The 21,514-nt window shown below is 45.8% G+C and carries 12 protein-coding genes and 1 pseudogene; 11 read left to right on the top strand and 2 right to left on the bottom strand.

Annotated elements, in window-relative coordinates; all coding sequences use genetic code 11:
- Positions 1-28: 28 nt before the first annotated feature.
- From AC4OGX_RS16610 to AC4OGX_RS16575, 8 genes are all read left to right on the top strand, one after another.
- Entirely contained in the window at positions 29-331 is a 303-nt protein-coding gene (locus tag AC4OGX_RS16610) for a PTS sugar transporter subunit IIB (protein WP_493331767.1), read from the top strand.
- Between the two features lie 23 nt (positions 332-354).
- Complete coding sequence (locus AC4OGX_RS16605; protein ID WP_493331765.1) at positions 355-1,647, top strand: PTS sugar transporter subunit IIC; 1,293 nt, start codon at positions 355-357, stop codon at positions 1,645-1,647.
- A gap of 73 nt (positions 1,648-1,720) precedes the next feature.
- Positions 1,721-4,291 (top strand): hypothetical protein, encoded by a 2,571-nt coding sequence (locus tag AC4OGX_RS16600; RefSeq protein ID WP_493331763.1) that lies wholly within the window; start codon positions 1,721-1,723, stop codon positions 4,289-4,291.
- 31 nt (positions 4,292-4,322) lie between these two features.
- The gene (locus AC4OGX_RS16595; protein ID WP_493331762.1) at positions 4,323-4,655 is read left to right on the top strand and encodes a PTS lactose/cellobiose transporter subunit IIA; all 333 of its coding nucleotides are present in this window, start codon (positions 4,323-4,325) and stop codon (positions 4,653-4,655) included.
- 23 nt (positions 4,656-4,678) lie between these two features.
- The gene (locus AC4OGX_RS16590) at positions 4,679-7,003 is read left to right on the top strand and encodes an alpha-L-rhamnosidase-related protein (RefSeq protein ID WP_493331761.1); all 2,325 of its coding nucleotides are present in this window, start codon (positions 4,679-4,681) and stop codon (positions 7,001-7,003) included.
- Positions 6,994-8,412 (top strand): glycoside hydrolase family 1 protein, encoded by a 1,419-nt coding sequence (locus AC4OGX_RS16585; protein ID WP_493331760.1) that lies wholly within the window; start codon positions 6,994-6,996, stop codon positions 8,410-8,412. Before AC4OGX_RS16590 ends, AC4OGX_RS16585 begins: the two co-directional genes overlap by 10 nt.
- Before the next feature lie 24 nt (positions 8,413-8,436).
- Positions 8,437-9,795, top strand: coding sequence for a glycoside hydrolase family 1 protein (locus AC4OGX_RS16580; RefSeq protein WP_493331759.1), 1,359 nt, complete (start codon positions 8,437-8,439; stop codon positions 9,793-9,795).
- The gene (locus AC4OGX_RS16575) at positions 9,767-10,903 is read left to right on the top strand and encodes a Gfo/Idh/MocA family protein (protein ID WP_493331758.1); all 1,137 of its coding nucleotides are present in this window, start codon (positions 9,767-9,769) and stop codon (positions 10,901-10,903) included. Before AC4OGX_RS16580 ends, AC4OGX_RS16575 begins: the two co-directional genes overlap by 29 nt.
- Before the next feature lie 87 nt (positions 10,904-10,990).
- Here AC4OGX_RS16575 and AC4OGX_RS16570 read toward each other — a convergent pair.
- Positions 10,991-11,385: pseudogene (locus AC4OGX_RS16570) on the bottom strand (hypothetical protein).
- Positions 11,386-11,549: 164 nt separating this feature from the next.
- Positions 11,550-13,028, bottom strand: coding sequence for a ribosomal protection-like ABC-F family protein (abc-f, locus tag AC4OGX_RS16565; protein WP_493331756.1), 1,479 nt, complete (start codon positions 13,026-13,028; stop codon positions 11,550-11,552).
- Positions 13,029-13,482: 454 nt separating this feature from the next.
- Between abc-f and AC4OGX_RS16560 the strand changes: the two genes are divergently transcribed.
- The 3 genes from AC4OGX_RS16560 (at position 13,483) to AC4OGX_RS16550 (ending at position 20,890) form a co-directional block, all read left to right on the top strand.
- Positions 13,483-16,830 (top strand): PD-(D/E)XK nuclease family protein, encoded by a 3,348-nt coding sequence (locus AC4OGX_RS16560; RefSeq protein WP_493331755.1) that lies wholly within the window; start codon positions 13,483-13,485, stop codon positions 16,828-16,830.
- Positions 16,820-20,527 carry a helicase-exonuclease AddAB subunit AddA gene (gene addA / locus AC4OGX_RS16555; RefSeq protein ID WP_493331753.1) on the top strand — a complete coding sequence of 1,236 codons (3,708 nt, stop codon included), beginning with the start codon at positions 16,820-16,822 and terminating at the stop codon, positions 20,525-20,527. The genes AC4OGX_RS16560 and addA overlap by 11 nt, the downstream gene beginning before the upstream one ends.
- A 93-nt stretch (positions 20,528-20,620) precedes the next feature.
- Positions 20,621-20,890 carry a DUF1294 domain-containing protein gene (locus tag AC4OGX_RS16550; protein ID WP_493331752.1) on the top strand — a complete coding sequence of 90 codons (270 nt, stop codon included), beginning with the start codon at positions 20,621-20,623 and terminating at the stop codon, positions 20,888-20,890.
- Positions 20,891-21,514 lie beyond the last annotated feature (624 nt).

Raw genomic sequence — 21,514 nt, 5'->3', positions numbered from 1 at the left:
TAAATTAAGTTTTTAGGAGGAAATGAAAATGAGACAGATAGTGCTGTTATGCAACATGGGGATGTCAACAAGCCTGATGGTTAGTAAGATGCGGGAAGCAGCAGAAAACCAGGGATATGAGAGCGAGATCAATGCATACGCTCTCCAGCATGCGGAAGAGATCGCGCCAGAAGCAGATATCCTACTTGTGGGACCGCAGATTGCCTTTGAGATCGACCGTCTGAAGAAGGAATATCCTGACAAAAAAATAGAGGCGATTGAGATGCTGGATTATGGAAGAATGGACGGAGAAAAAGTACTGAACCATGTAAAAGAAGTACTGGGGGATTAAAAAGGATTGAGGAGGGAATTGATATGTCTGAGACAACAGAAAAAAAGAAGTTTAGTGAGCGTCTACAAAGAGGTCTGGGAAAATTTGCCGGTAAAATGGGAGCCAATATTTATGTAACAACGATACGTGACGCAATGCTGGCGTATGTGCCTTTCACGTTCATAGCATCCATTTTTTTGATCCTTGCATGTTTTCCGGTAGAGGGTGTGAATGATTTTGTATCGTCCGTACTTCACTGTGAAACGGCAGTATGGCAGGGAAAACTGCTCTATGTATACAATGCGAGTCTTGCAATTGGAGGACTGCTTGTTTCAATCACTTCATCGCATACAATGGCTGAAAAGCTAAAACTGAACCAGCTCCAGGTGACAGTGACAGCGCTGATTGCATATCTGATTATCACGCCGCTTACTACATCAGAAGCAGGCGATGCGATCGCTCTTACGGCGATCAGTGCACAGTCGATGTTTTGCGCAATACTGACAGGAATCTTTACTGCGAAGATTTACCAGTTTGTGGATGGTAAAAATATTAAAATTAAAATGCCTTCATCGGTCCCGCCGGCAGTATCTGCCCCGTTTGAGTCGCTGATCCCATCACTTTTTTCGATTACAATATTTTGGATTGCGCGTTTAATCTTTGATGCGTTCGGGACAGATGCAGTAGCATTGATCAACAATACTCTTGGTCTGCCGTTGGTTCTTGTAGGTGGTTCTCTGTTTGGAGTGGTTTTTGCTGAAATATTCCAACAGATACTGTGGTTCTTTGGAATCCATGGTACAAGTATTGTAACTGGTGTTATGACCCCTATTTTACAGGTTCTTGAAGATCAGAATAAAAACCTGTCCATGGCAGGAGATCTTCCGGTAAATATTATCGGACAGAGTTATTTCTCGCATTTTGCAGCAATGGGAATTCCGGGAGCGGTTATAGCAGCACTGATCATTGCAAAAAGTAAGCACTACAGAGAAATTGCAAAGATATCTGCAGTGCCATATGTGTTCGGAGTCGGAGAGCCAGCGCTGTTTGGATTTCCGATGATGCTGAATTTCGATCTTCTCATTCCATTTGTTTTAACACCGCCGATCTCAGCAGTAATCTCTTATGTTGCTTTTGCTGCAGGACTGGTGCCGATTCCCACAGGACTGATACAGCTTCCGTGGACAACACCTCCGGTTATAAGTGGTTTGCTTGTCACCGGAAGCATTAGAGGAGCTATTCTGCAGATTGTCCTACTCGCTATTGCCACACTGGTGTGGCTTCCATTCATGAGAAATGCGGACCGCAGAACTTTAGTTTTGGAAGAAGAAAAATAATTATTATCATTTATTAAAGGGAGGGGTTAATTAACAGATAAATTCCCCTTCCTTTCATATAGGAGGAGCAGTTATGAACGGTTATGTAACACTGACAGGAGAGCAGATGCCGGATGTTTTGTTTCCCTTTTTCTGGCAGCACGGTGAAGAGCATAGCATCCTGGGTGAATATATGGAAAAAATCGCCGGATGTGGTATAAAGGGGATATGTATCGAGGCAAGGCCCCATCCTGATTTTGTAGGAGACAGATGGTGGTCTGATATGGACTTTATTGTGCAAAAAGCTAAGAATTTGGGAATGAAGATTTGGGTTCTTGATGATTCACATTTTCCAACAGGATATGCCAATGGAAGGGTCAAAAAGGATTATCCGGAGTATCTGAAATGGTATCTGGATATGAGGCGGTTCGATGTGCAAGGTCCGCTGTTCAGCGCAAGAGTCGATTTTCGGACGCTTGGGAAACGGATTATGCATAAGGAAAGTGAAGGAAAAGTATTAGGAGTTTATCTTGCACAAAGGCAGGAAAAAAAGTACATTTCCGGTGATCCGGTCAAAGCAGAGACATTTGTTTCTATTACAGACCAGATGGATATGGAGACACGGCTTCTGACGCTGGACATTCCTGACGGGGCGTGGAGTATTTTTGTTGTATATCTTACAAGAGAAGGAGGAGAGGAGAATACAAAAGACTATCTGAATCCACTGGTAAAAGAAGCAACACAGGTGCTTATTGATGAAGTTTATGAACCTCATTTCAAGCGGTACGGAGAAGAGTTCGGCAGGACGATTACCGGATTTTTTTCAGATGAGCCTAGATTTGGAAATGCAAGAGGAACTGATGCGAAAATAGGGACGGATATGGCTCTTCCATGGAGGGAAGGCCTGGAAAGGGAACTTGGATTCGAGGAACGGTTTCTTCCACTTTTGTGGATACCTGCTTTAGGTGAAGAGGCTGAGATACGCCGGAAGTATATGGATGTTATCACCAGTATTTATAGCGAGAATTTTACGAATCTAATCGGAACATGGTGCAGAGAACATGGGGTTATCTATACCGGACATACGATAGAAGATAATGGTGCGCATTCCCGTCTTGGGTATGGAACAGGTCATTTTTTTCGTGGACAGAGGGGAATGGATATTGCTGGTATTGACGAGATCGGGGGACAGATCGTACCGGGAATGAATTATCATCATGATTCTTATCGAACTGGCGGGAGCAATGGGGAGTTCTATCATTATGCGCTTGCAAAACTGGCAGCATCTGCGGCACATCTGGAGCCGGAGAAAAAAGGCAGAGCGATGTGTGAGGCATTCGGGCTCTATGGGTGGAATGAGGGACTCAAGATGATGAAATGGATTGCAGACCATCTTCTGGCGCGAGGAATTAATTATTTTGTTCCACATGCGTTTAATCCGAAGGAATTTCCTGACTCGGACTGCCCACCGCACTTTTATGCTCATGGTCATAATCCGCAATTTCGGTATTTTAGCATTTTTGTAAAATATGTCAGCAGGATGGCAGGTCTATTTCGAAAGGGAAAACACCCGGCGAAAGTGGGAATTTATTATCCGGCGGAGACAGAGTGGATGGGCAGGTGTATGCCAGTGGAAAAACCGGCGAGGGTGCTTACTCAAAATCAGATATCCTTCGATATTATCTGTCTGGACTATTTAAAGTCGGCGAATCTTTCACAAAAAAAATATGTAATCAATGGACAGGAATTTTATGTTCTTATTATACCATGGGCAGAGAGATATCCATCAGATCTTTTGGAAGTTATAGAAAGTTTCCGCAAAGAGGGGGTAGATGTCCTGTTTATAAAAGAGGAAGAAAGTGCAGGTAATGAAGGTATTACGCTTGATATGCTTGACAGTGTACTTTCTGATTACAGGGGTGTTATCTGCAGAGAAAAGCAGCCGGAACTCGTGCTTGGTGAATATGAACAGCGCGGAAAAAGATATTATGTTCTTTTTAATGAGAATATAGGAAATTCCATTCATACAAAAATAGTCATACCGGGAGAAGGGAATGTGTATCGATATGATGCGTTCGCGGATAAACTCTATCGGGAAGAGCATGAAACAGAGCTTCATCTTGCGCCATACGAATCAGCCGTGTTTGCTGTAAGTATGGAAGAACTTAAGTGCTATGTTCCGACCAAGAGCGTTAAGAGAATGCTGTGCGGTGGCTGCGAAGGAGAGAGTGGCTGGAGAGAAGAATGCATTCCGGATCAATGGAGCGTACTGTATACGGACAGCTTCTCTTATCCGGTATGGACCAGCAGGGTGCCGGTTAGTCAGCTTCGATGTATCCAGGAGGTAGAAGGCTGGGAGGATAAAACCGGAACTCTCTGCTATGAAACAGTCATACATGCTTCTGAAGCTTCGGAAATGATTCTTGATCTTGGAAACGTCTATGAGACGGCAGAAGTATTTGTCAATGGTGTCTCAGCAGGTGTACGGCTGTGTGGGCCATATAGATTTGAACTGACGGGTTTGCTGAAAGACGGAGAAAACAAACTTGCAGTTGAAGTGACGAATACACTCGGAACTGCGGTAAGAGATGCAATCAGCAGTTATCAGGCAATCGAGCCTTTCGGTATACTAGGACCAGTGAGGCTGTATATATATGAGAACTAAAAATAACGATTTTTATTTGGAGGAACAGAATATGACAGAAGAACTTATAGGAAAAATTTTTGAAATGATCAGTTCTGCGGGCACTGCCAGAAGTAAATATATCCAGGCTGTCAGTAAAGCAAAAGAAGGATTGTTCGCAGAAGCGCAAGAGCTTATTACGGAAGGTGGAAAATGTTTTCTTGCTGCGCATAATATACATGCAGAGATGCTGGCAGACGAGTCAGCAAAGATAGAAGCAAACGGAAAAGACTCAACAGTCAGTTTAATCCTTGTACATGCAGAGGATCAGATGATGAGCGCAGAGACATTCCGCCTTATCTCGCAGGAGTTGATTGATGTTTATCAAAAAATGGGTGATAAATAAGAAAAAAGAGTGGGAGAGCATATATGGGTGAGATGCAATATTCTAATTGGATATGGACGCAAAACGAACGGATTGAAAGTACAGAATCCCCGGTTATTGTTCTGTTTCGCAAAAAAATAAATCTTATGGCGGTACCAGTCTCGGCATATATAGAAATATCAGCTGACTCACGCTACAAATTATATATTAACGACAGGCTGGCTGAGGTTGGTCCGAGTAAGGGAGATCACCAAATCTGGTTTCAGGATGAACTGGATATCACTTCCTTTTTGAAAAAAGGAACGAATGTGATCGCAGTAGAAGTTTTGCGTTTTCCACAGAATCCGTTCAAGGGCAACCAGAGTGTGATGACAACCTCTTTTCCGGGAATGTATTTCCGAGGAAAATGTGTGGATTCAGAGGAGAAGGAATATCATATATCTGCAGACTCTACATGGAAATGTATCCTGGATAAAAGAAAAAAAGTGATGGCAGAGAGCGATGGATTTGCACCTCTGCACTTTTATGAAGAGGTCTTTGAGGATTCGGGGATATCCGGGTGGAAAACGGCAGAGTATGATGACAGTGCATGGGACGAGGCAGTACCCTATCTGGAGCGCAGCATACGAAAAGCGGTCAGTCCTGGAAACCTCAACAGCCGGACAATCCCTTTTATGTATAGACAATCCCGGAGGTTTGACCGGATTCAAAGACTGGTATGTGGAGAGGCTGGGATAGAAAAGTGGGAGGGATTTCTGGCAGGCAGAGATACCATTACGTTAAATCCAGGTACAGAAGCAATTGTAGAGATAGATGCCGGGGAAGAGATGACAGGATATTTAAAATTGATTGTTTCAGGAGGAAAAGACTCCAGAATAGAGATTCTTCAGTCAGAGTCATATGTCCGGTATATAGAAGGAAATGTGAGTCAGAATCAGCCTGGGGTGCCGTTAAAAAAAAATCGCACAGACAGTATAAACGGTCATTTAGAGGGGTATGTGGATATCTACTGTCCTTCCGGCAAAACAGTAGAAGAGAGACAGGTCTTTGAGCCTTTCTGGTTCCGAACTTTTCGATTTATAAGACTTCATATCATATGTCACGAAGTTCCCCTTGTTTTACATGAATTTACTTATGAAGAGACGGGTTATCCGCTTGAGGTTTGTTCTTATGTGAAGACTTCTGACTCGTCCCTTGGTGATATCTGGGATATTAGTGAAAGAACACTAAAGCGTTGTATGCATGAGACTTATGAAGACTGTCCTTTTTACGAACAGCTTCAGTATGTGATGGATTCCAGATCACAGATACTGTATACCTATGCTGTAGCGGCAGACGATCGTCTTGCAAGAAAATGTATGGATGATTTCAGACGGTCCCAGAGATATGACGGACTGCTTTGCAGCGCATATCCTAATACAAAACCTAATGTGATACCGGGATTTTCAATTTATTATATCCTGATGCTGCATGACCATATGATGTACTTTGGAGACAGAGAGCTTATCCGCAGACATATGCCGGCAGTAGAAAATATTCTATACTATTTTGACAGCTGCCTGACGGAGAAAGGATTTGTAGGAAAAATAGGAGATGTTCATGGAAAAGATAGATTTTGGTCTTTTATCGACTGGGTGCCGGAGTGGATATCCGGAGTACCGAATGCGGCTGCTACGGGAAATATTACGATGGAAAGTTTACTATATCTGATGGGGCTTAAAGCGGCGGGAGACCTTGCGGAATTTATCGGGAGAAAAGAAGCTGCCGAAGAATATTGGGAAAGAGGTGTTTTACTTAGGAATGCTGTGCGGAAGCACTGCATGGGAGAAAACGGCATGATAAAAGACGGAGCAGAGTGTGACGAATACAGCCAGCACTGCCAGGTATTTGGAATACTTTCGGGCACTCTTTCCAGAGAAGAGGGCAAAAAAAATCTACTCGAAACAGTGAGGGAAAGAGAAAAGTACCCACAGTGTACAGTCTCCATGGCGCTTTATCTTTTCCGTGCGTTAGAAGAGACGGGGCTGTATGAGTATACAGATGTTTATTGGGAACCGTGGCGCAGGATGATAAGGAACAATATGACAACTTGTGCGGAATCAGATGAAACGCCGAGAAGTGAGTGTCATGCATGGGGAGCACTCGCCCTCTATGAGCTGCCGTCGGTGGTATTAGGCGTAAAACCAGCGGCTCCGGGATATGGGAAGGTCAGGATCCGTCCGGTGCCTGGATATCTCAAATGGGCACAAGGATACGTGATTACACCGAGAGGTACAGTGAAGGTGTCATGGAGAATCATTGAAAGGAAAATACATATAGACTATCTTCTGCCTGAAGGTCTGGCGATAGAAGAGGAGGAATGCATATGACAGAACAGATATTTCCCAAAGATTTTTTATGGGGCGGAGCAGTAGCAGCTAATCAGTGCGAAGGAGCATATCTGGAAGATGGAAAAGGGCTGTCTATTCAGGATGTACTGCCGCAGGGGATTCGGGGAGAAAGAACGTCAAAGCCTGCGGAAAATAACTTAAAGCTGATAGGAATTGATTTTTATCACAGATATAAAGAAGATATCAGACTATTTGCAGAAATGGGGTTTAAGGTATTTCGGACTTCGATCGCATGGAGCCGCATTTTTCCAAAAGGAGATGAAGAGATGCCGAATGAAGCGGGGCTTAAGTTTTACGATAATCTGTTTGATGAATGTCTGAAATACGGAATCAAACCGCTTGTCACACTCTCACATTACGAGACACCGCTTTATTTATCCGAGACATATGATGGCTGGATGGATCGAAGGTTGATCGGGTTCTATGAACGTTATGTGCGCACTGTCTTTACAAGATACCGATCGAAAGTGAAATATTGGCTCACATTCAATGAGATCAATTCCATTCTAAATTCACCATTTATGAGCGGAGGAATCAATACACCAAAGGATCAGTTAACAGAGACACAGCTTTATCAGGCGATCCACCATGAGCTTGTTGCAAGCGCTCTTGCAACACGTATTGCCCATGAGATTGATCCGGAATTAAAGGTGGGATGCATGATCCTGAGCAGACCGGTCTATCCACTCACGCCTGATCCAAATGATGTGATACATGTGATGGAAGAAGAACATAGACATTCAATATTCACAGATGTGCATGTCAGAGGAGAATATCCGGGATATGCAAAACGCTATTTCCGGGAATATGGAATCAGGATCAATATAACAGAAGAGGACAGAAGGATTCTAAAAAACACAGTGGACTTTATAGCTTTTAGCTACTATTCAAGCTCCTGCGCTTCTGCTGATCCTAAAAAAGGGATTCAAAGAACAGGAAATCTGCTTGCAGGAGCAACGAATCCAACATTAAAAGCAACTGAATGGGGATGGCAGATCGACCCTCAGGGACTACGCTACGTGCTCAATCAGTTCTGGGACAAATATCAAAAGCCGCTTTTTGTAGTAGAAAACGGTCTGGGGGCAGTAGATGAACTCGTAGAGGATGAATCCGGAAACAAAACGGTAGATGACAATTATCGCATTGAATATCTTCGGGAGCATATCAGACAGATGAGGGAAGCTGTAAAAGACGGAGTAGAACTGATTGGATATACAGCGTGGGGATGTGTTGATCTTGTCAGCGCATCTACTGCTGAGCTTCGGAAACGATATGGCTTTATATATGTGGACCGGAACGATGATGGGAGCGGAACACTGGAAAGATATAGAAAAAAGAGTTTTTACTGGTATAAAAAAGTAATTGAGAGTAATGGAGAGGTGTTATAGAAAATAGGCTATGGAGGTAGAAAAATGACTAAATATGAATTTCCGGAAAACTTTTTGTGGGGAGTTGCTACAGCGGCAGCACAGGTAGAAGGAGCAGCGTATGAAGATGGAAGGGGGCCGTCCATATGGGATGCATTCAGCCATATACCAGGGAAAATATTAAATGGCGATCTGCCAGATGTAGGATGTGACCAGTATCACCTATATGAAGATGATGTCAGACAAATGAAAAAGCTGGGGATAAAAAGTTACCGTTTTTCTTTTTCCTGGTCGAGAATACTTCCAGAGGGAACAGGAAAGGTCAATGAAGCAGGGATTGATTATTACAGAAGACTGATCTCCTGTCTGAAAGAAAATGGGATCGTTCCAAATGCTACGATGTATCACTGGGATCTGCCATATGCACTTCAGATTCAAGGGGGATTTGGGAATCGAAATATTATAAAATGGTTTTTGGAGTATGCGGAGGTACTCTTAGATAACTTTGGAAATGATGTGGATATCTGGGCGACATTCAATGAACCAATCGCGGTCTACGTTGGACATGCAAATGGTTTTTTTGCGCCCGGACTGAAAGACGAAAAATATGCGAGACAGTGTATCCATAATCTTATGGTATGTCATGGAGAGACAGTGAAATTGTTCCGGGGAAAGCATCTGAATCATGCGAAAATTGGTATTGTGGTCGATGTATGGCCTCACAAACCGGCGCATCCAGGCAGGGAAAATGATGAACAGATGGCACTTTATAAAAATGAAATTACGGGTTATGGCATGTTTCTTCACCCGCTCTTTTTAGGAGGCTATTCAGAAATTCTTATGAAATATATGCAGGAGAATGATCTAATGCCACAGATAGAAAAAGGTGATTACGAGACAATATGTCAGAAAGTTGATTTTTATGGGTTGAATTTCTATAATGGATTGATCGATGATGCAGAGAAGCCGGAAAAGAAGCGCTCCCAAGATAAGAAAGGTGGTAACTTTCAGGATCGAAGAGAATATCACCAGGAAGCACTGTATGATGTTCTGCATATGCTCGTTGAAAAATATAAGATTCACGTTCCGATTTATCTGACAGAAAACGGATACTGCACAGAGGGTGAAACAGATTTGGAAATCATACTGGATGATCAGAAACGGATTGAGTATATTGAAAAAATTTTATATTGGCTTTATCGTGCCATCAAAGACGGAATTGATGTCAGAGGATATTATGTCTGGTCTCTTTTAGACAATTTTGAGTGGTCTGGTGGATTCTACAAACGATTTGGTCTGCTCTATACGGATTATGAGACGCGTAAACGTATTCCTAAAAAAAGTGCGGGATGGTATGCAAAAGTGATTGCAGATAATGGAATTGAGACAGACAAGTTCAATTGAAAGGGAGGATGCTATGAAAGCGGGTGTAGTTGGGACTGGTATGATCAGCGATATCTATCTGGAAAATATGACAGAAAAATTCACCAATCTTGAAGTCGTGTCCTGCTGTGCAAGGCATATAGAACATGCAGAACAAAAGGCAGAGCAATATGGAATAAAAGCATGCACCTATGAAGAAATGCTTGCAGATCCAGAGATAGAAATTGTGGTTGTTCTTACAGGGATAAAACAGCATTATAGCGTAATACGCGCTGCATTACTCCAGGGAAAACATGTGTTTACTGAAAAAACAATGGCGCAGGAACTCTGGCAGGCAAAAGAATTGTCTGAACTGGCAGAACACAAGGGGCTTTATCTGTGTTCAGCACCAGAGACATTTCTAGGTTCAGCTCTGCAAACTGCACGCCGGGCTATTGACGAGGGAATGCTCGGAGATATCTACTCGTTTTCGATATCCGCTAATAGGGATCTGGATTGTCTGGCTGCAATGGCGGGATACTTAAGACAGCCCGGAGGAGGTATATGTCAGGACTACGGTGTTTATTATCTTACTGCACTGTGCAGCCTGCTGGGAGGCATAAATGAGATTAGTGCTATTTCCAGAAATAACAGACCGGTCCGTACAAACACTTATCCAAAATCATCAGGATATGGACAGGAATATTTCTATCAAAACGAGAGCCAGATTGCGGCAATCATCTCTATGAGAACAGGCGTGGCAGGTACTTTTTCTATTCAAGGTGATACGAATTTTGTAGATCTTGCAAACTTTGTCATATATGGGACAAAGGGGGTACTTAAATTAGGTGATGCGAACCGGTTTGGAGGAGAGATTACATTTATTCCTACTATGTATGGAATCGAAAAGGATAAGCGTATACAGATACTTGAACCTGTGTCAGAGTTCAGCGAAAACAACAGAGGAATCGGAGTAGCAGAGATGGCAGAGGCCATTAAAAAAGGTAAAAAGAGTAGACTTGATCATAGTTTTGCTTATCATATTTTTGAGGTGATAGATGCAATCAACAGGTGTGGGGAAAAGGGGGGACGTCAAAAAATTATATCGGGATGTGTTCGTCCGGAACCATTCTCAGCGTTAAGAGTTTGATTATAATTTATTGGCAGGCGATTACCTCATAGCAGTCAGCACTGCTATGAGGTAACGGTGCAATAGATTTGAAAATATCTTCCAGTGCTATTCTATTACTCCATATAAGAAAGCATTTAGAATATTCTGTGGGGCATCATAATAAAAACTGCTGTTATAATCATCGATTTTGTCGCTGACAAAAGAATGATAGGCGGCAAACAATGCATCAATGATATCCATCTCTTTTTCCTGGGCAATTCCAAGGATCAGACGTTTATAAACCTTGCTGATATCCCAGTGGCTCGGGATCACATACTTCGCAGAAGAGATATTATCAAAAGTACCGTTTTTAATTCCGGCGGATTCTATAAAATCGTCGCTGACCACCCAAGGGCATTTACTACATCTGATCTTTTGTTCTTTGTTTTCCACGAAATGTATTCGATCAGACTGCAGGTGAAAAAAAGGACATTTTCCTTTTGTGGTTCTCCTCCCAGCATTTAGGCCCCTCCTCAAAAGATAAAAAATCCAGGTCTTTTTTTGTCCCTTATACTAGTGTTTATTTTACCTCAAATCTCCAGGAAAGGAAAGTGTAATAATTCAGCCATGCAGGCTCGACCGCATGGCTGAATCGTTACCGGAATTTTTGGCACACGTATAACATTTATAGGTTCACGATCTGTGTTGCGATCTTTTCCTGAAATGCCTCATCATGCTCCACGAAAAGCATTGTGGGCTGATATTTTAGCAGAAGGTTTTCGATCTGCATCCTTGAGAACACATCCACGAAGTTCAGCGGCTCATCCCAGATAAACAGGTGTGCGGGCTCACACAGGCTTTTGGCGATCAGAACCTTCTTTTTCTGGCCTTCGCTGTATTCCTCTATTTTCTTCTCGAACTGTACCCGGTCAAAATCGAGTTTCCGAAGGAGTGCCTTAAAAATGGTTTCATCCAGCTCATATTCTCTGGCAAACTTAGTGAGGCTGCCTTTCAGCCAGGAAGTATCCTGGGAGATATAGGAGATCCTGACCCCGCTGCCCAGATGAAAACTGCCGGTATAGGGGATCTTTTCACCGAGGATCAGTTTGATCAGACTTGTCTTGCCGCAGCCGTTTTTCCCACGCAGGCAGACGCGGCTGCCCCTTCGCACAGAAAAACTGAGTTTCTCAAATACTGGCGTTTTCCCGTAGGAGATTCCCACATCCTCCATAGACAGGATCAGATCCGTGTGATAAGTGAGCGGATTCAGTTTCAGTTCGTCCATAGTCTCAATATTTTTCAGCAGCGTCTCCTTCTCAGCGATCGCATTCTGCTGACGTTTCTGGGTGGACTTGGAACGTTTCATCATCTTGGCGGCCTGATGGCCGATATGTCCCCGGTCCGGGCGGAGGCCTGCCACACGCTGTCCGATTTTTGTGCTCTCCACCTTATCTGACCACCGCTCAGTCCTTTTGGCGGCCTCTTCTAAACGGCGGATGTCAGTTTTTAGCTGGGCATTGCGCTCCATTTCCATCTGATCCATGGCCTCTTTATTTGCAAACCAGGAGGAGAAGGTCCCTTTTTGTATTTCGATATTGGTCTTATTGATGGACAGCACATGGTCGATGCATTTGTCCAAAAAAGTACGGTCGTGTGAGACCAGGATGAATCCCTTCTTGGAATTCAGATACCGGGCCACCTTCTCGCGGGCATTGACATCCAGATGGTTCGTCGGCTCATCGATCAGTAAAAATGCATTTTCCTTCAGGAAGAGGGCGGCAAGCAGAACCTTGGTACGCTCACCGTTGCTGAGAGTGGAAAAAGGGCGGTACAGAAGTTCCGGGTCCGTATCCATCAGATTCAGTTCCTTAAAAATCTGCCAGGTCTCGGCATGAGGATTGACTGATTCCACGATATTTAGTGTCAGATCATCCGGATTTTCTACCGGATACGGGAAATACTCGAAGTCCACACTGGCCGAAATGGTCCCGCTGTACTCATATTTCCCTAAGAGGAGATTCAGAAACGTAGTCTTCCCGCGCCCGTTTCTCCCGATAAAGCCTAATTTCCAGTCCGTATCGATCTGGAAAGATACATGTTCAAAAATATAATCAAAACTGCTGTCATAAGCAAAGGTTAAATCCGCTACCTGGATTCTTGACATATAGCATACCTCCTTGTCTGTCTTTTGGTGTGTAATAAGTCCTGTGACAGGCACAATAAAAGCCGCAGAAAAGTTAATTCCTGCGGCTTCTTATTACACATCTTTTATCATCCTGCTTAGGATAAGTGCGCGCCAAAAAAATCAGACACCCGCACATGAGGCAAGATCATAACAGTATATGTCAAGAAAAGAGGATGAACCTTCCTGCGATCGCACAACAAAAAAACGGACAGAGTCCTTTCGTCAGTCTGTTTTGTTATGCGGTTATAATTAGCAGGATAAATTCCTCATCTTTTCATCTCCAATCTATTCATTCTGTTGATATATTAGCAGATAAAAAACTGGAAGTCAATGAGGGATTTTTAAATTTGAGGAAGTGTGATAAAATAGGGAGAAATGCAAAAGGGTCAGACCCCTTTGCACGTGGTTGTTAAATATTTGTCAGGAGGTTCGCATGTCATTACAGTTTATTTTCGGGAATTCCGGTTCGGGAAAGTCCCATTATTTATATCAGACGGTGATCGGGGAATCGATGAAGCATCCGGATCTTAATTACCTTGTGCTTGTGCCGGAGCAGTTTACGATGCAGACGCAGAAGGACTTGTGCATGATGCATCCGAAGCACGGGATCATGAACATTGATGTGTTAAGCTTCGGGAGGCTTGCGCACCGGATCTTTGAGGAGACCGGAGGAGATACGAAGCGGGTCCTGGATGACGAGGGTAAGAATCTGATCCTGCGCAAGATCGCGGGGGATTATGAGGAGGATCTAAAGGTCCTGCGTGGAAATCTCAAGAAGCAGGGGTATATCAGCGAGGTGAAGTCCGTGATCTCGGAGTTCACCCAGTATGGGATCGGCTTCGAGAAGCTGGACGAGTTCATGGAGGAGCTAGAGCCGGAGAGTTACCTTCATTATAAGCTGATGGATATCCGCAAGGTCTACGAAGGCTTTGAAAATTATCTGGCGGACAAATACATCACGAAGGAGGAGCTTCTGGATGTTTTAAGCGCCGCAGTGCCAAAGTCTGCTCTTTTGAAAAAAAGTGTGGTCGTACTGGACGGTTTTACCGGGTTCACTCCGGTGCAGAATCAGCTGCTGGGGGAATTGATGCGCGCCTGCCAAAAGGTCATGATTACGGCGGTCATGGACGAAAGGGAGGACCCTTATGTCTATCAGCACCCCTATCAGCTTTTTGCGCTGAGCAAGCAGATGGTCACCAGTCTGGTGAAGATCGCGAAGGAGTGCCGGGTGGAGATCGAGGACGCAGTCTGCCTGTATAAAAGGCCTTTTTACCGTTTTAGAGAAAATGAGGTGCTGGGCTTTCTGGAATCGGAGCTGTTCCGTTATTCCAAGAGACAGTATGAAAAGGAACAGGATGCTCTGTCGGTACATGCAGCCAGGAACCCGAAGAAGGAGGCGGAGTTTGTGGCTTCTAAGATCCGGTATCTGGTGCGGGAGAAGGGACTGCGTTACCGGGATATCGCGGTCATTTCAAGCGACCTGAATGCCTATGCTGTCCACATGGAAAAAGCCTGTGATACCTATGGGATCCCTGTTTTTATGGACAACAAGAAGAGTATCCTTCTGAATGCATTTGTGGAATATCTAAGGAGCCTTCTTGCCATGGCAGAGCAGAATTTTTCTTACGAGAGTGTCTTTCGTTTCCTGCGCACGGGAATGACCGGGTTTACCCGTGATGAGGTGGACAAGATGGAGAACTATGTTCTGGCGCTGGGACTGAAAGGCTATAAGAAATGGCAGGGCGCCTGGGTGCGGCGCACAACCGGGGTGGAAGAGGAAGAACTCGCTGTACTGAACGGACTTCGGGTGCGGTTTGTGGAAAATATCGATGCACTGATGTTTGTGCTTAAGCAGCGTTCGAAGACGGTAAAGGACATTACCCTGGCTGTCTATGAGTATCTTGCAGGGCAGCAGTGCCAGGTGCGTCTGAAAGAAATGGAAGAGCAGTTTCAGGCCGAGGGCGAGCTGGCCCTGGCAAAAGAGTATGCTCAGGTGTACCGGATCGTGATCGAATTGTTTGATAAATTCGTAGAATTACTTGGCGAGGAAAAGATTTCCCTGAAAGAATACTGTGAGCTCTTAGATGCCGGGCTGGAGGAGGCTAAGGTCGGCGTCATCCCGCCGAGTCTGGACCAGGTGGTCGTCGGGGATGTGGAGAGAACCCGCCTCAAGGATATAAAAGCCCTGTTTTTTGTGGGGGCAAACGATACCCTCCTTCCGGGAAAATTAGGACAGGGGGGGCTTCTGTCCGAACGGGACAGAGAGCATTTTACGAAACAGAAGATCGCGCTCTCTCCGGGATCTAAGGAGAAGACTTATATTCAGAAGTTTTACCTTTATATGAACCTGACGAAGCCGACCCATTATCTGGTACTTTCTTTCAGCAAGGTTTCCGCGGACGGGAAAAGTCTGCGCCCGGCTTATCTGGTGCAGGATATCCGGCGGCTGTTCCCTCTGCTTAAGATCGTGGATGAGGAGCAGATTGGTATTACAGGACAGGAATTGACGAAAAAGACGGCTATGGAATATCTGATCGACGGCCTGCGCAGCCGCGCTATGGGACTGTCTGATGAGTGGAAGGAATTATTTTCCTGGTATGTGAAAGATCAGAAGCAAAACTCTCTTGGGGAGAAGATGCTGGATGCGGCCTTCTTTCGGAAAGAGCCGGACCGTCTGACAAAAGAGGCGGCCAGACTGATGTATGGAGATGCCTCCAGATTCAGTGTCACCAGGCTGGAGAGGTTTGCATCCTGCGCATATGCTCACTTTTTGACTTATGGACTGCGCCTTTCGGAGCGGGAGCAGTACCAGTTTGAGGCGATGGACTTAGGAAATATCGCCCATCAGTCCATGGAGCGTTTTGCTAAGAAGGCCGATATCAATCAGATCTCATGGACCGAGATGGGGGAGGAGATGCGCACGCAGCTGATCGAGGAGAGCGTGGAGGAAAGTATCGTAGACTATGGAAATACGGTTCTGTTCAGCAGTGCGCGCAATGAATATATGGTCACCAGGATCAAAAAGCTGATCCACCGCTCGGTATGGGCGTTGACGGAGCAGCTTAGAAAGGGTGATTTTGTGCCGAGCGGATATGAGATGAAGTTCGGCAGCGGGAAGATTGACCGGATCGACACCTGTGAGGATGAGAACAAGGTATATGTGAAGGTCACGGATTACAAGACCGGGGCGAAAAGCTTTGACATCACCTCGTTTTATCACGGTCTGCAGATGCAGCTTCCGGTCTATCTGAATGCGGCGCTGGATATTGAACAGAGACGGCATCCTGATCAGGAGATCCTTCCGGCGGGGATCTTTTATTACCGCATGAAGGATCCGATTGTGGATAAAGAGAAGAACGAAGCTCTTCTGGAGGAAAAACTTTTAAAAGAGCTAAAGCTGGACGGGCTTGTGAATGCAGATGAGGCTGTGATCGGACATCTGGAAAAGGACCTGACCGGGAATTCTAACTTTATCCCGGTAGGGAAAAATAAGGACGGCAGTCTGAGCCGTTATTCCAAGGTTCTAGCACCGGACGAATTTCACACGCTTCTGGAATATACGAAACGCAAGGAACAGGAGCTAAAACAGCGCATCCTGGACGGAGAGGCTCATGCAAGGCCTTTTGAAATGGGAAACAGTACAGGCTGTGACTTCTGTGATTTCCGGGATATCTGCGGTTTCGAGCCGGGACTTGAGGGATATGAATATCAGAGTCTGGAAAAATTGAGTAAGGAGGAAGTTGTGGAGAAGATGAAGGAGGTGCAGGACAATGGGCGTTAAGTGGACAAAAGAGCAGCAGAAAGTCATCGACCTGAGAAACCGGAATATCCTGGTCTCGGCGGCAGCAGGTTCCGGAAAGACTGCGGTCCTGGTAGAGAGGATCATCCAGATGCTGACAGACTCAGAGCACCCGGTGGATGTGGACCGTCTCCTGATCGTGACGTTTACAGAGGCGGCAGCGGCAGAAATGAAGGAGCGTATCCGGGAAGCCATTGAGAAGTCACTGGAAGAGCAGCCTGAGAATGTTCATCTGCAGCGGCAGGCAACCCTGATCCACAGTGCACAGATCACCACCATCCACAGCTTCTGTCTGTCCGTGATCCGGGATCATTTTCATGTGCTGGATATTGATCCGGGATTTCGGATCGCGGAGGAGGGAGAACTTAAGCTCCTAAAACAGGATGTTTTAGACGAATTATTGGAAGCATGCTATATAAATGGAGATGTGCCCTTCCTGGAATTTGTGGAAAAGTTTGGCGCGGGCCGCAATGATAAGAAGATGGAGGACGTGATCCTCAAGCTGTATGAATATTCCCGGAGTTATCCACAGCCGGATGCGTGGCTCGATGAGTGTGCACAAAGTTACAAAAGCGAGGATGGCGGGGCAGAGCCTGAGTTCGGGGAGTCCGCCTGCATGAAGCGGGTGAAGGAACTGGTCCACCAGAAAGCGGCGGATATGCTTACGATCCTGGAAGAGGCCCTGGCGGTCTGCGACCTTCCGGACGGCCCGTATATGTATGGCGATATGCTGGAGACAGATATGGAAGTTGTTTCCAGGATCGCAAAGGCAGAGTCGTTTGAAGCGATGTATCAGGCTGCGCTTGGGGCTTCGTGGAAACGGCTCTCTGCGAAGAAGGATGAGACCGTGGATGTGGATAAAAGGGACCGCGTCAAGACTCTGCGTGAAAAAGTCAAGAAAATGATGAAAGACTTAACCGGGATGTATTTCTATGAGGAGCCGGAAGAGATCCTTAAGGATATGGAGGCTGCCGCGGGTACAATGGAGGTGCTGACCGGACTTGTCAAACAGTTTGCAAGGGATTTTTCGGAGAAAAAGCAGAGCAAAAATATGATCGACTTTAACGATATGGAGCAGTTTGCTCTAAGGATCCTGACCGTGGAGGAAGAGGGACGGCTGGTTCCGTCTCCTGTTGCCAGAGAATATCAGGAACAGTTCGCAGAAGTTATGATCGATGAGTATCAGGACAGCAACCTGATCCAGGAGGCAATACTGACCAGCGTGTCTACAGTAAGCAGAGGGAAGTATAATATTTTCATGGTGGGGGATGTGAAACAGAGCATCTACCGTTTCCGGCTTTCCAGGCCTGAGCTGTTCATGGAGAAATACGATACCTACAGCCAGGAGGACAGCGAAAAACAGCGCATCGACCTGCATAAAAACTTCCGAAGCAGAAAAGAGGTGCTAAGCAGTGTCAACTTTATTTTCGAACATATTATGAGAAAAGAACTGGGCGGTATCCTCTATGATGAGCAGGCGGCTTTATACCCCGGGGCGGCTTATGAGCCTCAGGTGGACGGGACAGGCCGTTCCATCAACCAGGCGGAGCTGCTTTTGGTGGATACATCGTCAGCCAGGGAAGAGGATGCCAATAGCACAGAGGATGCCGGTGGCACAGATGATTCCGCGGAAAGCGGGCTTACTTCCGGGAAAATGAGGACCGGGAAGGAGCTGGAGGCCAAGGCGGTCGCAAAGCGGATCAAAGAGCTGCTGGCGGCCGGGCGCGTCTTAGATAAGGCGACGGGAAAATACCGCGCTCCCCAGTATAAAGATATCGTCATTCTGACCCGGAGCATCAAGGGCTGGGCGGATACCTTTGCAGAGGTGCTGGGAGAGGAAGGAATTCCCGCGTACGCAGGCAGCCAGGAGGGATATTTTGAGACTTACGAGGTGAGTATCCTGCTGGATTATCTGCGTATCCTGGACAATTTCAGGCAGGAGCTGCCGCTGACGGCAGTGCTGACCTCACCGTTTGCGGGGCTGAACGCGCAGGAGCTCGCCGAGATCAGGAATACATTCCCTGAGATTCCATTTTATGAGGCAGTAAGTCAGTATGCATATTTAGATGGAGAAGAACAGAATGCAGAACTCAATGCTAAGATCTGTACGCAGCTGCAGCAATTCCTTTCCACGCTCCGGCATTTTCGTAAGATGGTCCCCTATACAGCCATCCATGATCTGCTCTGGTATATTATAGAAGAAACAGGTTACGGCATTTACATCGCATCCATGCCGGGAGGCGCACAGCGCATGGCAAATGTGGAGATGCTGGTGGAAAAAGCATCCGCGTTTGAGGGAACCAGTTATAAAGGATTATTTAACTTTGTGCGTTATATAGAACAGCTCCGGAAATACGATGTGGATTACGGTGAGGCCAATATCGCGGATGAACAGTCTGATACGGTCCGCATCATGACGATCCACAAAAGTAAAGGGCTGGAGTTCCCTATCGTCTTTGTGGCGGGGATGGGAAAACAGTTCAATACCCAGGATACAAAGGGCAGTCTGGTCATCCACCCGGAGTGGGGTGTGGGAATCGATTCCATCGACCTGGAAAAAAGGACAAAGATCCCGACGATCCTGAAAAAAGTGATCCAGGAGGAGATTACGAGAGAAAATCTGGGTGAGGAGCTTCGTGTGCTTTACGTTGCACTGACCAGGGCTAAGGAAAAACTGATCATGACAGGACAGCTTGCCAATGCTCAGACAGTGCTGGAACAGTATGCCGCACAAGATGTCCCCGGAAAAAAAGGAACGGCAGAACCTCTTCCTTATCATATCCTGGCAGGGGCGAGAAGCTATCTGGACTGGGTGCTGCCGCTCATTCCAAGGATCACAGAAGAGATCCCTTTAGAGGTTCGTATCGAAGATGTCTGGAATCTGGCGGCCAATGAGAGCGCGGACAGGAAAGCGGAGGCCATCGCAAGGGATGTGTTAGAGCACTGGGATACGAAGCAAATCCACCACGAGCAGCTTGGCAGACAGCTTAAGGAACAGCTGGGATACACATATCCCTACGAGCAGGAAGGAAAGCTGAAACTGAAATTTACCGTTTCCGAGTTAAAGAAACGGGCCTATCTGGAAGAAGAATCAGGCGAAGAAATGTATGAAGAGCCGGAGGTAGTCCCGCTTCTGCCCGAATTTCTGAAAGAAGAGACGGCTCTTACCGGAGCTTCCCGGGGAAGTGCATACCATAAACTGTTGGAACTTCTGGATTTCACCAGAGAGTACACAGAGGAAACACTACGATCGGAGATCAAACGACTCGAAGACGAAGGCCGCCTGGCCCACGACATGGCAGAGTCCATCCGTCCCCGGGACATTCTCGCATTCTTATCTGGCCCAAGCGGAATAAGGATGCACATGGCAGCACAGAAAAACCTGCTTAAAAAAGAACAGCCCTTCGTTCTCGGTGTGGATGCGAAAGAAATCTACCCGGAAGAACTAAGCGGTGAGACCATTCTGGTGCAGGGAATCATAGACGTCTACTTCGAGGAAAACGGAGAATTAGTGGTCCTGGACTACAAGACCGACCATGTGCGCACCCCGGCAGAGCTCAAAGAAAAATACCATGCCCAGCTCGACTATTATGCCCAGGCCTTAGAGCAGCTGCTGGATAAAAAAGTGAAAGAAAAAATCATCTATTCCTTCACCTTAAAACAAGAAATTACAGTATAACCGTTAGCTGATACATCACCCTTAGCCCTTGTATCAATAACAGCTCATCAAAAAGAAACCAATAAAAAAGAACACCATAGAAAAGGAGGCCCTATGCTGCATACCTATATCTTCATTTTTCTTGTCATCCTAAACATAGTCACATTCCTGATCTACGGAGCCGATAAAAAACGCGCCCGCACCCGCCAGTGGCGCATCCCCGAAAAGACCCTGCTGCTGCTCGCCCTCTGCGGCGGCAGCATAGGAGCTTATGCCGGAATGCATTTTTTCCGCCATAAGACCCAGAAACCCCTCTTCAAAATAGGCATCCCCCTAATATTCCTCTGCCAGCTTGCCCTGTCGGCCAAATTAACCTTATCTTAGCGATAAGGTTAATTTAGCCTAAACATATATTCGCATTTTCATATTTCCCTTTTTATAGAATGCCCGTTTTTTTCATTCATCCCCCCAACAAACTCAGCCCTTCTCCCTTCCCGTTTTGAGCCTCCCAGCCCGCCGTAAGGTCCGGGCGTAAGTGCAGGGGAGTGTTTTCAAAAGCATAAAACGCGCGTTAGAATTGCTTGCAGTAAAAGCGCGGCGGAATGAGGAAAAAATTTGTTTTCCAAAACAAATTTTTAGCCGGGCTGAGCCGGATCATCATCAGGATTATCCGGTGAATCCCGGCGGTTCCACATTCCGCCGCACTTTTACTGTTAGCAATTCTTCGCAAGTGTCAAGCTTTCGAAAACACTCCCCTGCACTTACGCCCGGATCTCACGGCGGGCGTCCCTCATTTCTAAAGAATCTCTTAAGGTTTATAATAATGGTTGACAGAAGATATTATACAACATATAATATAGAAAACAAAACAATATTAAACAAATAGCAATATCAATGAATCTACAACATTAAGGACATGATAATGATACAGCGTTTATACCCAAAGGGCATCCCGTAACTCATGCCCTGCGGGCGGGTCTGCGGCAAGCCGCAGATTAAGGTATGATC

The sequence above is a fragment of the Faecalicatena sp. genome, from assembly GCF_058819085.1.
Note: the sequence above shows the minus strand (reverse complement) of the source record. Positions and strands in the feature narration are given on the sequence as shown.